Source organism: Pseudomonas sp. NPDC087615, assembly GCF_044743445.1.
In the GTDB taxonomy this organism is placed as follows: domain Bacteria; phylum Pseudomonadota; class Gammaproteobacteria; order Pseudomonadales; family Pseudomonadaceae; genus Aquipseudomonas; species Aquipseudomonas baetica_A.
In genome coordinates, this window is sequence record NZ_JBIUWM010000035.1 from 1 (window position 1) to 15,086 (window position 15,086).

General features: G+C 59.7%; 12 protein-coding genes. 6 read left to right on the top strand and 6 right to left on the bottom strand.

Annotated features, from left to right (window positions below; translation table 11 throughout):
* Window positions 1–179: 179 nt before the first annotated feature.
* Complete coding sequence (gene hslO, locus ACIOU6_RS17745) at window positions 180–1,082, bottom strand: Hsp33 family molecular chaperone HslO (RefSeq protein WP_221731029.1); 903 nt, start codon at window positions 1,080–1,082, stop codon at window positions 180–182.
* A gap of 105 nt (window positions 1,083–1,187) precedes the next feature.
* Here hslO and ACIOU6_RS17750 point away from each other — a divergent pair, with 105 nt between their 5' ends.
* Window positions 1,188–1,988: a phosphatase PAP2 family protein gene (locus tag ACIOU6_RS17750; protein WP_221731028.1), complete on the top strand. Its 801-nt coding sequence runs from the start codon at window positions 1,188–1,190 to the stop codon at window positions 1,986–1,988.
* Window positions 1,989–2,146: 158 nt separating this feature from the next.
* Here ACIOU6_RS17750 and ACIOU6_RS17755 read toward each other — a convergent pair whose 3' ends face one another.
* The gene (locus tag ACIOU6_RS17755; protein WP_221731027.1) at window positions 2,147–2,554 is read right to left on the bottom strand and encodes an RNA-binding S4 domain-containing protein; all 408 of its coding nucleotides are present in this window, start codon (window positions 2,552–2,554) and stop codon (window positions 2,147–2,149) included.
* A gap of 216 nt (window positions 2,555–2,770) precedes the next feature.
* Here ACIOU6_RS17755 and ACIOU6_RS17760 point away from each other — a divergent pair, with 216 nt between their 5' ends.
* Both ACIOU6_RS17760 and rimK read left to right on the top strand, forming a co-directional pair.
* Window positions 2,771–3,250, top strand: coding sequence for an ATP-dependent zinc protease (locus tag ACIOU6_RS17760; protein ID WP_401138337.1), 480 nt, complete (start codon window positions 2,771–2,773; stop codon window positions 3,248–3,250).
* On the top strand, window positions 3,247–4,152 hold the full coding sequence (gene rimK, locus ACIOU6_RS17765) for a 30S ribosomal protein S6--L-glutamate ligase (protein WP_221731026.1): 906 nt from the start codon (window positions 3,247–3,249) through the stop codon (window positions 4,150–4,152). The genes ACIOU6_RS17760 and rimK overlap by 4 nt, the downstream gene beginning before the upstream one ends.
* Window positions 4,153–4,305: 153 nt before the next feature.
* Here rimK and ACIOU6_RS17770 read toward each other — a convergent pair whose 3' ends face one another.
* Window positions 4,306–5,619 (bottom strand): ATP-binding protein, encoded by a 1,314-nt coding sequence (locus tag ACIOU6_RS17770; RefSeq protein ID WP_221731025.1) that lies wholly within the window; start codon window positions 5,617–5,619, stop codon window positions 4,306–4,308.
* Between the two features lie 114 nt (window positions 5,620–5,733).
* The gene (ompR, locus tag ACIOU6_RS17775; protein WP_221731024.1) at window positions 5,734–6,474 is read right to left on the bottom strand and encodes a two-component system response regulator OmpR; all 741 of its coding nucleotides are present in this window, start codon (window positions 6,472–6,474) and stop codon (window positions 5,734–5,736) included.
* Between the two features lie 358 nt (window positions 6,475–6,832).
* On the opposite strand from ompR, the gene ACIOU6_RS17780 reads away from it, so the two are divergent.
* The 3 genes from ACIOU6_RS17780 (at window position 6,833) to gshA (ending at window position 11,394) form a co-directional block, all read left to right on the top strand.
* A complete protein-coding gene (locus tag ACIOU6_RS17780) occupies window positions 6,833–9,157 on the top strand; it encodes a Tex family protein (protein WP_401138342.1) in 2,325 nt (774 codons plus the stop codon).
* Complete coding sequence (locus tag ACIOU6_RS17785; RefSeq protein WP_052032737.1) at window positions 9,157–9,540, top strand: PaaI family thioesterase; 384 nt, start codon at window positions 9,157–9,159, stop codon at window positions 9,538–9,540. Before ACIOU6_RS17780 ends, ACIOU6_RS17785 begins: the two co-directional genes overlap by 1 nt.
* Window positions 9,541–9,810: 270 nt before the next feature.
* Window positions 9,811–11,394: a glutamate--cysteine ligase gene (gene gshA, locus ACIOU6_RS17790; protein ID WP_401138346.1), complete on the top strand. Its 1,584-nt coding sequence runs from the start codon at window positions 9,811–9,813 to the stop codon at window positions 11,392–11,394.
* 52 nt (window positions 11,395–11,446) lie between these two features.
* Here gshA and mgrA read toward each other — a convergent pair whose 3' ends face one another.
* The gene (gene mgrA / locus ACIOU6_RS17795; protein ID WP_401138349.1) at window positions 11,447–12,484 is read right to left on the bottom strand and encodes an L-glyceraldehyde 3-phosphate reductase; all 1,038 of its coding nucleotides are present in this window, start codon (window positions 12,482–12,484) and stop codon (window positions 11,447–11,449) included.
* Window positions 12,485–12,863: 379 nt separating this feature from the next.
* Window positions 12,864–14,825, bottom strand: coding sequence for a choline transporter BetT (gene betT, locus ACIOU6_RS17800; protein WP_221731069.1), 1,962 nt, complete (start codon window positions 14,823–14,825; stop codon window positions 12,864–12,866).
* Between the last annotated feature and the right edge of the window lie 261 nt (window positions 14,826–15,086).

Consider the following 15,086-nt stretch of genomic DNA (forward strand, 5'->3'; position numbering starts at 1 on the left):
GGGTCCCCGTCGGCCAGTGGCCGAGTGTGCTCCAAGGGTTTTGTCGTAGAAAGTTGCGCACTACTACCGCGAAAATAGTGGGCCGGATTATGCCAGAAAAGCCCAAAAAGAGTAGGGTCCTCCCGTCGTAACGGCGAAATTCCGTCGTTGAGCAGTGAATTTACCTGCGCTGAACCGTTTTAGTGCCGGGTATCTGACGGCGTGTCGACGCCCGCACCAGCGAACAATTGAGCGATGTCGGCCGCATCGAACAAGTAGCGTTCGTTGCAGAACTGGCAATCGATCTCGACGTTGCCGCCCTGTTCGGCAACCAGCGCCTGCGCATCTTCCAGACCCAGACTGACCAGCGCATTGCCCGAGCGTTCACGCGAGCAGCTGCAACGGAAACGCAGCTTCTGCACGTCGAACAGGCGCACTTGCTCTTCATGGTAGAGACGATGAAGCACGGTTTCGTTGTCCAGGCTCAACAATTCATCGGCGGTCAGCGTGCTGGCCAGCGCGGTGATGTGCTGCCAACTGGCCGCGCGGTCTTCTTCGTCTTTCAGACGGTCGGCCGGCAGTTGCTGCAGCAGCAGACCACGGGCGCGGCGGCCGTCGGCGAACAATTTGAAGCGGGTGCCGACCTGTTGCGACATGACGAAATAATTGGTGAAGCAATCGGACAGGGTTTCGCCGTCGAGATCGACGATGCCCTGATAGCGCTGGCCAACCGTCGGGTCGACAGTCAGGGCCAGCACACCCTTTGGCATGAGGTCGCTGAGGGTCGCATCGGCGGCAATCTGATCGGCGTGGTAGCGCGCCAGTCCTCGGATCTCGCGCTCGCTGGAGCATTCGATCATCAGCATCGGGATCGGGCCTTCGGAACGCGCTTGCAGAATCAGCAAACCGTCGAACTTCAGGGTGCCCACCAGTAAAGAGGCCGCCGCCATCAATTCGCCCAGCAATTGCGCGACCGGCTCGGGGTATGGGTGTTTGGCGAGGACTTCGGCGTAACTGCGCTCAAGCGCCACCAGTTCGCCGCGGGTGTCGCTGTCATCGAAGATGAAGCGTTGGGTGAAATCGGTATCCGTTAGATCGGTCATAGGTCTGGGTATCTGAAAGTGATGACAAAATGATTACAAAGAATGAAAATTTGCGCTTCTTGGCACCCATTTTGGTGCCGACTGCTAAGCCATGGGAGGCATTTTATGAACAATCCGGGTTTGTTCCAATCAAGGTGGAACCTCGGCCGGCTGGTTCTGTGCAACGCGGTGCCGTTAGCGCTACTGGCTTTCTGGTTATGGCCTACGGGTAACTCGTTGTGTGTGATTTTCGACGAGTGGCTGTTCCGCTCGCTCAATGCACCACTGGCCAGCAACCCCATATGGCTCCACATCTGGGCAATTGCAAGTATGCGTCCGTTCGACATCGTCGTCGGGCTGATTCTGCTGATGCTGCTGATCAAGGGCGACTGGGTGTTCAAGGCGATTGATGTACGCCGTGCTTTTTTCGGTTTTTTATCGATCCTGCTGTTGATGGTGGTGATCCGCACGCTGTTTTCCAAGTTCGCCGATTTCATGGACTGGCAGCACAGCAGTCCGTCGATGGTGCTTGAAGGCGCGGTGCACCTCAGCGATTACTTCCCGCATCTGGAAAAGACCTGGGAGCTGAAAGATCGCTCGAGCCAGAGCTTCCCGGGTGACCATGCTTCGGTGTTGCTGATCTGGGCGTTGTTCATGGGGGTGTTCAGCCGCACGATCGGCCAGTTCCTGACGATCTGGGGCCTGGCGGTGCTGTTCATGTTGCCGCGGCTGGTGGCCGGGGCGCATTGGGGTCAGGACGATTACATCGGCGGCGTGTTGCTGGCGGTGTTGGCGTTGGGCTGGGGCTACTACACGCCATTTGCGTATCACGCCGCGAATTTCTGGCTGAAAGTGACGGCGCCGATCTTCAGTTTGCTGGGCAAGCTGCCGTTGGTTTCGCGGATGAGTGTGATGCGTAGCGCCTGATATCGCGGCGTCCATGGCGAGTGCTGCGCACTCGATTCGCGAGCAAGCTCGCTCCCACAGGGATCTTCAGTGAACATTCATTTGTGAACACCAGATATACCTGTGGGAGCGTGGCTTGCCCGCGATGACGCCAGCACTGGCAACACCAAGCTTCGGCTCTAATCGTCGTTGCTATTACCCCGAAACTTGAACAGATCCCGCCGCTGTTTCTTGCTCGGCTTGCCGTCGGTACTCACACCCAGCGCACCGGCCTTGCGCATCGCCGCAGCCGCTTCGCGCTTGGCGATACTCGCCTCGGTCTCCGCATACAGCGTTTGCGCTTCGGGCGCGCCACGACGCACGACAGACAGAGCCTCGACCCTCACTATGCGCACTTCAAAACCAGTGCGAATCTCAAATTCGTCGCCAATGCGTGGCTCTTTGCCAGGCTTGCAGCGCTCGCCTCGACAATGCACCTTGCCACTCTCGATCGCTGCTTTGGCCAAGGCACGGGTTTTGTAAAAACGCGCGGCCCATAGCCACTTATCGAGACGGACCTTGTCGTCCTCTTCGTTTTTTTGTGCCATGGAATGTCCTCATTCTGAAATATTGGTGAACTGTACTACCGTTTCTGTCGTGCCATGAATGACCCCATCCCGGATTACAATGCGCACATTCCGGCGCCTGCTTCAGACGCTGGTAATCCGGGCTGTAGATATCTGTCGCCTTTTAACCATTATTCTGCGTGAATACCGCAAATCCGGCCTATGCGGGCTGAGCGGTTGTCACGGTTGAGCATTTTTTTGAAGACATTTGACCATTTGACCGTTGTCGGTCTGCGCGAGTGGGTGGCGCTCCCTGATTTGGGAGTCGCGGGCCTGCGGGCAAAAATCGACACCGGTGCCAGCACCTCCAGCCTGCACGCCACTGACATCGAGCCGTTCGAACGCGACGGCGCGAAGTGGGTGCGCTTCACTGCGCACCTGGGCACGGTAGTGCAGTTGCGTCACCGGCGTTGCGAAGCGCCTTTGGTTGCGCGCAAAACCATTAAAAGCTCCAACGGTCAGGCTCAGGTGCGCTATGTGATCAGCACCACCCTGGCCCTCGGTGATCGGGTCTGGTCGGTCGAGTTCACCCTCGCTTGCCGCAAGTCCATGCGTTATCGCCTGCTGCTCGGCTCCAAAGCCCTGATTGACGGCCAACTGGTGGTCAATCCGGGCATCAAATATGTACAAGACAAGCCGGTGTTCCCGGTATCTACCTCCTCCACAGGTGTTGCATGAAGATCGCTGTGCTGTCGCGGAACCCGCGTCTGTATTCCACCCGTCGCCTGGTCGAAGCCGGCACCGAGCGCGGGCATGAAATGGTGGTGATCGACACCTTGCGCGCCTATATGAACATCGCCAGCCACAAGCCGCAGATCCACTATCGCGGCAAACCGCTGGAAGGTTTCGATGCGGTGATTCCACGGATCGGCGCATCGGTAACGTTCTATGGCTGCGCGGTGTTGCGCCAGTTCGAAATGATGGGCGTGTTCCCGCTCAATGAATCGGTGGCCATTGCCCGTTCGCGGGACAAATTGCGCTCGCTGCAACTGCTATCGCGTCGGGGCATCGGCTTGCCGGTGACCGGATTCGCTCACTCACCGGATGACATTCCGGACCTGATCGACATGGTCGACGGTGCTCCGCTGGTGATCAAAGTGCTGGAAGGCACTCAGGGCATTGGTGTGGTGCTGTGTGAAACCGCGACGGCGGCGGAGTCGGTGATCGAAGCGTTCATGGGCCTGAAGCAGAACATCATGGTCCAGGAATACATCAAGGAGGCTGGCGGTGCGGACATTCGCTGTTTCGTGGTCGGCGACAAGGTGATCGCGGCCATGAAACGCCAGGCCAAACCGGGCGAGTTCCGCTCCAACCTGCATCGTGGCGGCAGCGCCAGCCTGATCAAGATCACCCCGGAAGAACGCATGACAGCGCTTCGGGCGGCCAAGGTCATGGGCCTGGCGGTGGCGGGGGTGGATATCCTGCGTTCCAATCACGGGCCGCTGGTGATGGAAGTGAACTCGTCGCCGGGGCTTGAAGGGATCGAGACCACCACCGGGAAGAATGTGGCGGGGATCATCATTGAGCATCTTGAGAAGAATGGCGGGCCGAATATGACCCGAACCAAAGGCAAGGGCTAAACCCGGAAATATGTGGCGGCTGAGAGGCCGCCTTCGCGAGCAAGCCCGCTCCCACCATGTCCGTGTCGTACACAAATTATGTGAACATCGCGGCCCCTGTGGGAGCTGGCTTGCCCGCGAAGGGGCCATCAGCCTCACCCTAGATGTCAGTGTTTAAACAGCATCCCGAGGCAACATCAACCCCAACGGCAACCTTACCCGCGCCTCCAGTCCACCCCCAGACCGATTACGCAATTCCACATTGCCGCCATGCATCGAAGCGATCCGCTTCACGATCGCCAATCCCAACCCGGTGCCTTTGCCGCCACGAGCGCGGTCACCACGGGTGAACGGGTTGAAGATCGCCTCAAGCTCCGAAGGATCGATCCCCGCCCCACGGTCCATCACACTCAGCACCACATACGGGGCACTGGTGTCGCCAGACACATACGCGGCGACTTCAACGCCGCTGCCGGCATGATTCAAGGCGTTGCCAATCAGGTTGTTCAACAAGCGTTTCATTGAAACCCGGCGCAGCGGAAACGGCTGGATCGGTTCCAGACGCAGCCGAACCTTCTCTTCACTCTGGTTGTACGGCGCCACGACTTCACGTACCAGATCGCTGAGATCCACCTCCTCCACAGACTCGTCCCGACCATCGCGAATGAACGCCAGGAACTGGTCGAGAATCGCGTCCATGTCCTCGATGTCGCGCACCATGTCGTCGGTCAGGTCGTTACGGTCGCCCATCAATTCAAGCGACAGCCGCAACCGGGTCAACGGCGTGCGCAAATCGTGGGAAACCCCAGCCAGCATCAACTCGCGCTCACGTCCGGCCTGTTCGACGTCCTCGGCCATCTGGTTGAAGGCGCGATAGACCTCGGTCATCTCGCTTGGCGTGTCGCTGATCGGCAGGCGCACGCTGCGGCCCTGACCGAGTTGCCGGGCGGCATACACCAGTCGCTTCAAGGGTTGGTTGAGCTGGCTGACGAAAATCCATGCCGACGCGGTCGACAGCAAACCAATGGCGAGGAACCAGCCGAGGACGTTCCAGATTTTCTGGCCACGCAATGGATGCGGGTACAGTGGGACTTTCAGCCAGCCATCGCCCAGGCTCGGAGCACGGACCCAGAGCGCCGGCGGTGAGTGCATGCGTAATCGCACCTCCGTGTCGGGGCCCAGCTCGGTCTGCATCTGCCGCTGATAAATTTCGCTATAAGGCCAATGTTGTTCGCCTTCCGGCACACCCGCCCCGACCACCCTGATCAGGGGCACCTTATCGGCGATCTTCGCGCGGTTTTCTTCGTCTGCGGCCCAATAGGCGCGCAGCGTCAGAGCGACGCCGTGGCTGTATTGGCGATCCACCAGCACGTCCTCGTTCATCAACAGATAAACCAGGGTCAGCGCCTTGGAAAACAGCACGACAATAAGCACCAGCCAGAGGGTGCGGGAGAAAAAACTTTGGGGAAACCAGACGGGGGTTTTCATCTTTAACCGCTACACACTTGCAGGAGCGAGCAATGCTCGCATATTGCGGATTGCGAGTCTGTGAGATTGGTCATTCGACTCGCCCCCGACAGACTCGCTCCTACAAATCACCGATCACTTGGTGGCGGTGCCATCCGGTACAAACACATAGCCCACGCCCCAGACAGTCTGGATGTAGCGCGGTTTGGACGCATCGGGCTCGATCATCCGGCGCAGACGGGAAATCTGCACATCGATGGAACGCTCGAGGGCATCCCACTCGCGGCCACGGGCCAGGTTCATCAGTTTGTCGCGGGTCAGTGGCTGACGCGCGTTCATGACGAGGGCCTTGAGTACCGCAAACTCACCGGTGGTGAGCATGTGTACTTCGTCGCCGCGCTTCAGTTCGCGAGTGGCAAGCGACAACACGTAATCACCGAAGGTGACGTTTTCGTCTTCGCTGCCCGGTGCGCCCGGTACCGGTGCGGCCTGACGGCGCAGCACTGCTTTGACCCGGGCCATCAGCTCGTCCGGGTTGAACGGCTTGGCCAAATAGTCGTCGGCACCCAGTTCCAGGCCCTTGATGCGGCTCATCTCATCGCCCTTGGCGGTGAGCATGATGATCGGAATCTGGTTGTTTGCCGCCCGTAGACGGCGGCAGGCGGTCAGACCGTCTTCGCCAGGCAGCATCAGGTCGAGGACGACCAGATTGAAAACTTCACGCGAGAGCAGACGATCCATCTGCTCGGTGTTCGGTACGGTACGGGCACGATAGCCCTTGCTGACGAAAAAGCGTTCCAGCAGGCTACTCAGCCCTGGATCGTCGTCAACGATAAGAATTTTTTCGCCTTCAGCAGGTTGTGCAGTGCTGCTCATTGGATGCTCCTTTTAGCTCGGCGCGCATTATGGCGTAGCTGCCGTTATACGCACCGTGTGCATTGTTAGCAGATTTTTCCTTCACTGCCAGAAAACCGGGGTTTATGCCTACAGACTGCAACGCCCCCGAATGACAGAACGCTGGTTATAATGCGCGGCGTTTTGTGCCAGGCAACGTCTGAATCGTTACCGGAGTTGGCCGGGCTTTTTTCCCGGTGGCCGCAGTAATTGTTCGATTTCACGGGTCAATGGGGTGCCTTTTGACCCAGGCAGCGGCAATCCTCTAGCCGTTCAACCAGACTCCGGGCCTTTATTTCCGTGCCTGCGAGCCTGCTTTCACACTATGTCAGGTGGTTTTATGGACAGCATCAACAGCCGCATCGCCGAGGAACTCGGTGTACGCCCACAACAGGTCGAAGCGGCCGTCGCGCTACTCGATGAAGGCTCTACCGTTCCCTTCATCGCCCGTTACCGGAAAGAAGTGACCGGCAGCCTTGATGACACGCAGTTGCGTCATCTGGAAGAGCGTTTGCGCTACCTGCGAGAACTCGACGAACGGCGCATCAGCATCCTCGCCAGCATCGAGGAGCAAGGCAAACTCACCCCTGCCCTTGAACGCGATATCAAACTCGCCGACACCAAGACCCGCCTCGAAGACTTGTACCTGCCGTACAAGCAAAAGCGCCGCACCAAGGGCCAGATTGCCCTGGAAGCCGGCCTTGGCGACTTGGCTGACGGGCTGTTCAACGACCCGAATCTTGCTCCGGAAACCGAAGCCGTACGCTTCGTCGACGCCGAAAAAGGCGTAGCCGATGTGAAGGCTGCGTTGGAAGGCGCCAAATACATCCTGATGGAACGCTTCGCCGAAAACGCCAGCCTGCTGGAAAAACTGCGTAGCTACCTCAAACAGGAAGCAACCCTCAGTGCCCGCGTAATTGCCGGCAAGGAAGAAGAAGGCGCCAAGTTCCGCGACTACTTCGAACACGACGAGCCGCTCAAAAGCATGCCGTCGCACCGCGCACTGGCGATTTTCCGTGGCCGCAACGAAGGCATCCTCAGCTCCGCACTGAAGGTCGGCGACGAACTGCCGGGCGCCATGCACCCGTGCGAAGGCATGATCGGCCAGCAGTTCGGCATCCAGAATCAGAACCGTCCGGCCGACAAATGGCTCGGCGAAGTGGTGCGCTGGACCTGGAAGGTCAAGCTCTACACCCACCTGGAAACCGACCTGCTGGGCGAGTTGCGCGACGGCGCCGAAACCGAGGCGATCAACGTGTTCGCCCACAACCTGCACGACCTGCTGCTGGCGGCACCGGCCGGCCCGCGTGCGACCCTGGGTCTCGACCCGGGCCTGCGTACCGGTTGCAAGGTGGCCGTGGTCGACTCCACCGGCAAGCTGCTCGATCACGCCACGGTTTACCCGCACGTTCCACACAACAAGTGGGATCAGACCATCGCCATTCTGGCAGCCCTGTGCGCCAAGCACTCGGTTGACCTGATCGCCATCGGCAACGGCACCGCCAGCCGCGAAACCGACAAACTGGCGATCGAATTGATCAAAAAATATCCAGCCATGAAGATGACCAAGGTCATGGTCTCCGAGGCCGGCGCATCGGTGTACTCGGCGTCGGAACTGGCAGCCAAGGAATTCCCCGATCTGGACGTGTCGATCCGTGGCGCGGTGTCCATCGCCCGTCGTTTGCAGGATCCACTGGCCGAGCTGGTGAAAATCGATCCGAAATCCATCGGTGTCGGCCAGTACCAGCACGACGTGTCGCAACTGAAGCTGGCGCGCGGTCTGGACGCTGTGGTCGAGGACTGCGTGAACGCCGTCGGTGTCGACGTCAACACCGCTTCCGTGGCGCTGCTGGCACGGATCTCTGGCCTCAACGCCACACTGGCGCAGAACATCGTGGCGCACCGCGACGAACACGGCGCATTCAAAACCCGTGCAGCGCTGAAGAAAGTCGCGCGTCTGGGCGAAAAAACCTTCGAACAGGCTGCCGGTTTCTTGCGCGTGATGAACGGCGACAACCCGCTGGATTCCTCGGCGGTTCACCCGGAGGCCTATCCACTGGTGCAGCGTATTGCCGCTGAAACCGACCGCGACATCCGCTCGCTGATCGGCGACGCCGGGTTCCTCAAGCGTCTGGATCCGAAGAAGTTCACCGACGAGACCTTCGGTCTGCCGACCGTGACCGACATCCTCCAGGAACTGGAAAAACCGGGCCGCGACCCGCGTCCCGAGTTCAAGACTGCCGAGTTCCAGGAAGGCGTCGAAGACCTCAAAGACTTGCAACTGGGGATGATCCTCGAAGGCGTCGTCACCAACGTGACCGCGTTCGGTGCCTTCGTCGACATCGGCGTGCATCAGGACGGTCTGGTGCACATCTCGGCGCTGTCGGAGAAGTTCATCAAGGATCCGCGTGAAGCGGTGAAGGCCGGTGACGTGGTGAAAGTGAAGGTCATGGAAGTCGACATTCCGCGCAAACGCGTGGGCCTGTCGATGCGCATGGGCGACACCCCGGGCGAGAAGATTGATGGCGCCCGTGGCTCGCGTCCGGGCTCGGCGCAACGCCAGCCGTCAAACAATGCGCCACGCAAGGAAACCGCAACAGCGGCGCCCGTGAACAATGCAATGGCCTCGCTGTTCGCCAACGCCAAGCAGTTGAAGAAACGCTGATGGACATTCCGGCCGGGCTCGTCGAGAGCGCGTTTTTCAAGCTGTTGGGCTGCCGCCTGCACAGCCTGGAAACCGGGGTGGCGCAAGTCGCCCTGGTGCTGGAACCGGAACTGCGCAATCGCGGCGGCAAATTGCACGGTGGCGCGCTGTTCAGTCTGGTCGACATCGCCATGGGGCTGGCCTGTTCCAGCACCCACGGTTTCGATCAGCAGAGCGCGACCATCGAATGCAAGATCAACTATATCCGCGCCGTTTCCGACGGCGAGGTGCTGTGCACGGCGCGGGTCATCCACCCGGGCCGCCGCACGCTGGTGGTCGAAGCCGACGTGATGCAGGGCGACAAACTGGTCGCAAAAGCGCAAGGCACGTTCGCTGTCCTGTAGATGTTGTTCATCATTTTGAGTTAATTTCGGCGCAGCGAATCCTGTGGGAGCGAGCCTGCTCGCGAAGACGGTGTGTCAGTCGACGGTGATTTAGGCTGAAATACCCTCTTCGCGAGCAGGCTCGCTCCCACAGGGATTGTGCAGTTCTTGACTGACCGGCAAATGGCCTGCCGCTATAAAACCAGGCGAAAACGCCAGTTTCAACTTCACCCTTGTAGACCGTCTTGCCCACCCCCATATTGGGGCGACTGACGCGTGAAGGAATCCAAATTGAGCGAACTTCTCAACCGCCGCCTGGCTCTGCTCGGCGAGCGCGCTAACCTCTCTCTGCTCGAACAGTGCCTCCACGGTATCGAACGTGAATGCCTGCGCGTGACCAGCGAAGGTCGTCTTGCGCAAACGCCGCACCCCGAAGCCTTGGGTTCCGCGCTGACCAACGAAAAAATCACCACCGACTATTCCGAGTCGCTGCTGGAGTTCATCACGCCCGCCCTGCCCGACCCGGCAGACACACTGGCAAGCCTGGACAGGATTCACCGCTTTGCCTACAGCAAACTCGGCAACGAGTACCTGTGGAGTCCATCGATGCCGTGCCCATTGCCGGCCGAGGAAGACATCCCGATCGCCTATTACGGCACGTCCAACATTGGTCAACTCAAGTACGTCTACCGCAAGGGCCTGGCCCTGCGGTACGGCAAGACCATGCAGTGCATCGCCGGGATTCACTACAACTTTTCCCTCCCGGAAAAACTCTGGCCGTTGCTGCGCGAAACCGAGGGTTTTGTGGGCACCGACCGGGATTTCCAGTCGTCGTCCTATATCGCGCTGATCCGCAACTTCCGGCGCTACAGCTGGTTGCTGATGTACCTGTTCGGCGCCTCACCGGCGCTCGACGCGGGCTTCCTGCGCGGTCGTTCGCACCAGTTGGAACAGCTCGATCCAGACACGCTCTACCTGCCGTACGCCACCAGCCTGCGCATGAGCGACCTCGGTTACCAGAGCAACGCCCAGGCCGGCCTGACGCCGTGCTACAACGATCTGACGAGCTACACCGACAGCCTGCGCAAGGCCGTGGCCACGCCGTACGCACCGTACGTGGAAGTCGGCACGCACAAGGATGGTGAGTGGGTTCAGTTGAACACCAACATCCTGCAGATCGAAAACGAGTACTACTCCAACATCCGCCCAAAACGTGTGACCTACAGCGGCGAGCGGCCGATTCAGGCACTGGTGGCCCGTGGCATTCAGTACGTCGAAGTGCGCTGTCTGGACATCAACCCGTTCCTGCCGATGGGCATCGACCTCACTGAATCACGCTTCATTGATGCGTTCCTGCTGTATTGCGCACTCAACGACAGCCCACTGCTGACCAACACCAGTTGCAGCAACGCGACGTCGAACTTCCTCAGCGTGGTCAAGGAAGGTCGCCGTCCGGGTCTGCAATTGCAGCGCGATGGTGAGCCGGTCGAGATGAAGGCATGGGCGGTAGAGTTGCTGGAAAAAATTGCCCCACTCGCTGCGCTGCTCGATCAGAGCCATGGCGGCGATGCCCACAGCAAGGCACTGGATGCGCAACTGGCGAAAGTCCGCGACCCGTCGCTAACGCCCTCGGCCCAAGTGCTGGCGGCGATGGCCGAGCACAAGGAAAGCTTCGCGCAGTTCTCCCTGCGTCAAAGTCAGGCACATGCCGAGTTTTTCCGCAGCGAGTCGTTGACGGCTGACGAGCAGGCGAAGTTTGAGGAACTGGCGCGTTCTTCTCTGGCGGCGCAGGCTGAGCTGGAGCAGAACGAGGTGGGCGATTTCGATGTGTTTGTCGGGTCGTATCAGGCAAGTATTCTGGCGATCAGTCACTGAAGAACCCCTCCCCCAAGCCTCTCCCTTAGGGAAGGCTTGGGTTGAAGGTTGCTCACTCCGCCGTCGAAGGCTTCTCCCAAAGATTGATCCCACCCTCCTGGGCAAACCGATCAATCTCCGCCAGTTCCTCAGCGCTAAAGCTCAAATTCTTCAACGCCCCGACGTTCTCGATAATCTGCTCCGGCCGGCTTGCACCGATCAGTGCCGAGGTCACCCGTGGATCACGCAGCGTCCAGGCCAGTGCCAGTTGCGCCAGGCTCTGGCCGCGACGCTTGGCGATCTCGTTCAGCGCTCGTACATGGGCAATGTTTGCCTCGGACAAATGCGAAGCCTGCAGCGAACCACCGCCCGGACGATTGACCCGCGCATCCGCCGGCACGCCGTTGAGGTATTTGTCGGTCAGCAGACCTTGCGCCAACGGCGTGAAGGCGATGACGCCAGTGCCGAGTTCATCAGTGGTGTCGAGCAGGTCTTTTTCCACCCAGCGGTTGAGCAGGTTGTATGCCGGTTGGTGAATCAGCAGCGGCACTTTCCACTCTTTGAGCAGCGCGGCGATCTCGCGGGTTTTCACCCCGGAGTACGACGAGATGCCGATGTACAACGCCTTGCCCTGTTGCACCGCAGTGGCGAGGGCGCTGGCGGTTTCTTCCAGTGGGGTGTCCGGGTCGAAGCGGTGCGAATAGAAGATATCCACATAGTCCAGACCGAGGCGTTGCAGACTCTGGTCGAGGCTGGCCAGCACATATTTACGCGAGCCACCGCCCTGGCCGTAAGGGCCGGGCCACATGTCCCAACCGGCCTTGCTGGAGATGATCAACTCATCGCGGTATTGCTTGAAGTCTTCGCGCAGCAGGCGGCCGAAGTTGATCTCGGCGCTGCCGTACGGCGGGCCGTAGTTGTTGGCCAGGTCGAAGTGGTTGATCCCCAGGTCGAACGCAGTGCGCAACAGGGCACGCTGGGTGTCGATCGGCGTGCTGTCGCCGAAGTTGTGCCACAGGCCCAGCGATAGCGCCGGCAGCACCAGACCGCTGCGCCCGACGCGGCGGTAAGGGATGGACTCATAGCGGTTTTCGGCAGCGGTGTAAGTCATCGAATCCTCTCTTGTTTGATTAACAACGAATGGAGGGTGAAACCAAACCTGTGGCACCCATTGGGAAGTTGCCCAGCATACGCCCAAGCAAGGCGACGCCAACCACGGAGTCGACCAATTGCTGAAACGTTTCACATTTCCACACCGGGGTCATCAAGCGCGAGAGCACCGAATGGCGATAACGAATACTGGGGGTTAAGACAGTTGCTCCCACACTGTTGGGCGATTGACGCAAACCCTCTGGGAGCGGGCTCGCGAAGGCGAGCATAACCGTCGATGAATATCCACCCTGCACACCCCAATCATCCTCTTCTTTGGCCTGATCCTGGCAGGGTGCTCGAGCACCGAGTCTTGATCCGACTCGGCGCTCGACCCACGATCAACGCACCAGATGCAGGAACTGCATGTGCCGTTCGTACTGGTCGAGGATGTCGTTGATGATCTGCTCTTTGGTGTAGCCGACCAGATCGTAGTCCTGACTGCCCTCACTCAGGTGCACTTCGGCGCGATAGTAGCGGCGGTTGTTGAGCTGCTTGGAGCCCATGCCACCCCGGGCGAATGATGGCGTGAAGTAGCCGCGCATCTGCACTTGGTAGATGAACGCATGCTGCTCGCCGTGGCCGATTTCCAGACTGATGTTGTCGTGCGCGGGATCCGGCTGGGTCACCACGTTCAGACCTTTCTCAACAAATACCGCCGTCACTTCTTCAATCGCCGGGCGCACGGTGGTGTCCATGAAACGGTACACCTCATCGCGCGAAGGGAAGTGCACGGCCTGACTCAGGCGCTGACGCCAGCCCCCTGTGCCACGCCGCGAGCCGGACACCGGCGCCAGCGAGTGCAGTTGCGCGATCTGCTTTTGCGACTCCAGATAAAACGCCTTGTGCAGGCCCCACATCATCAGAAGCAGGATCAGCGAGAACGGCAACGAGGTCAGCACCACCGCCGACTTCAGTGCATCGATGCTGCCGGAGAATAGCAGCGAGCTGGTGATCAGCGCCGTCATCACGCCCCAGAACACCCGCAGCCATTTCGGCCCGTCTTCGTCCGGGTTGCCGCCCTTGGCCGACAGTGTCGAGAGCACCACGGTACCGGAGTCGGCTGAGGTGACGAAGAACACGAAGCTGATGAACACCGTCACAGCAATGACGGTTTTGCTCCACGGGTAAGTTTCCAGCAACAGGTAAATGGTCATCGACGGGTTGTCGAGGGCCGACATGCCGAGCGCGCTCATGCCGTGATTGAGCACCTGATCGAGGGCGCTGTTGCCGAAGATCGACATCCACGCCAAGGTGAAGCCGAGCGGGATCAGCAGCACGCCGAAAACGAACTCACGAATGGTACGGCCGCGGGAAATCCGTGCGATGAACAAGCCCACGAATGGCGACCATGCGATCCACCAGGCCCAGTAGAACACCGTCCAGCCGCCGAGCCAGTCGCTCGGTTTGTCATAGGCGTAGAGGTCAAAACTCTTCATCGGCAAGGCGCCGAGGTAGTCGCCCACGTTCTGGATCAAGGTATTGAGCAGATGCTGGGTGGGGCCGGCGAACAGCACGAACAGCAGCAGCGCGCAGGCCAACAGCATGTTGATGTCGGACATCACCCGCACGCCCTTATCCACACCGGCGACAGCCACGATGATCGCCGCGCCCATCATCAGGGTGATCAAACCGACCTGAATCCACTGGGTGTGCGCGATGCCGAACAAGTAGTCCAGACCCGAGTTCAGGTGCAGCACACCAAAGCCCATGTCGGCGCCGAGACCGAACACGGTGGCGATGATGCCGAAGCCATCCACCGCGTAACCGATGGGACCATTGATACGTTTGCCGATCAGTGGATACAGCGCCGAACGCAGGGCCAGCGGCAGGTTGTGACGATAGGCAAAGTAGGCCAGCGCCATGCCGACGAAGGCGAACACACCCCAGCCGTGCAAGCCCCAGTGCAGAAACAGAATCTGCATCGCCTGGCGCGCCGCGTCCGCCGTGCCGGCCTCGCCTTGCGGCGGTTGCAGCATGTGGGTCAACGGTTCAGACACGCAGAAGAAAAACAGCGTGATGCTGATCCCGGCAGCGAACAGCATGCCGGCCCAGGACAGGTAACTGAATTCGGGTTCGTCGTGGTCGGCACCGAGTTTGATCTTGCCGTAGCCGGATAACGCGGTGACCACCACGAAGACCAGATACAGGCTCATCGCGAGCATGTAGTACCAGCCGACCGTGTTGGCTGCCCAGTTCTGCGCTGCCAGCAGCCAGGCACCGGCTTGTTGTGGCATGGCGATGACCACGAGACCAAACAGCAGAATGACCGTCGCGGCAAAGTAGAACACCGGCGGATTCATGCGTACCAGGCCGCTGGCGGGAGTTGAAGATGCACTCATGAAACACGCACCTCGATGGATTGAGACGTGGCTGAAATGATCGGACTCAGCAAAGGCAAGCCTCCTGTTGTGAGCGGGCAGCGAACCACCGGTTTAACTTGATTGAACGTTCAAGTAAAACATGGATAGGACGCTAAGGACTAATCGTACGGCCAGCCGGTAGTGTTCCTACGCTAGCTCAAGGAGAGGTATGACGTGGGGTTGGGGAGATTCGTTCAGTGG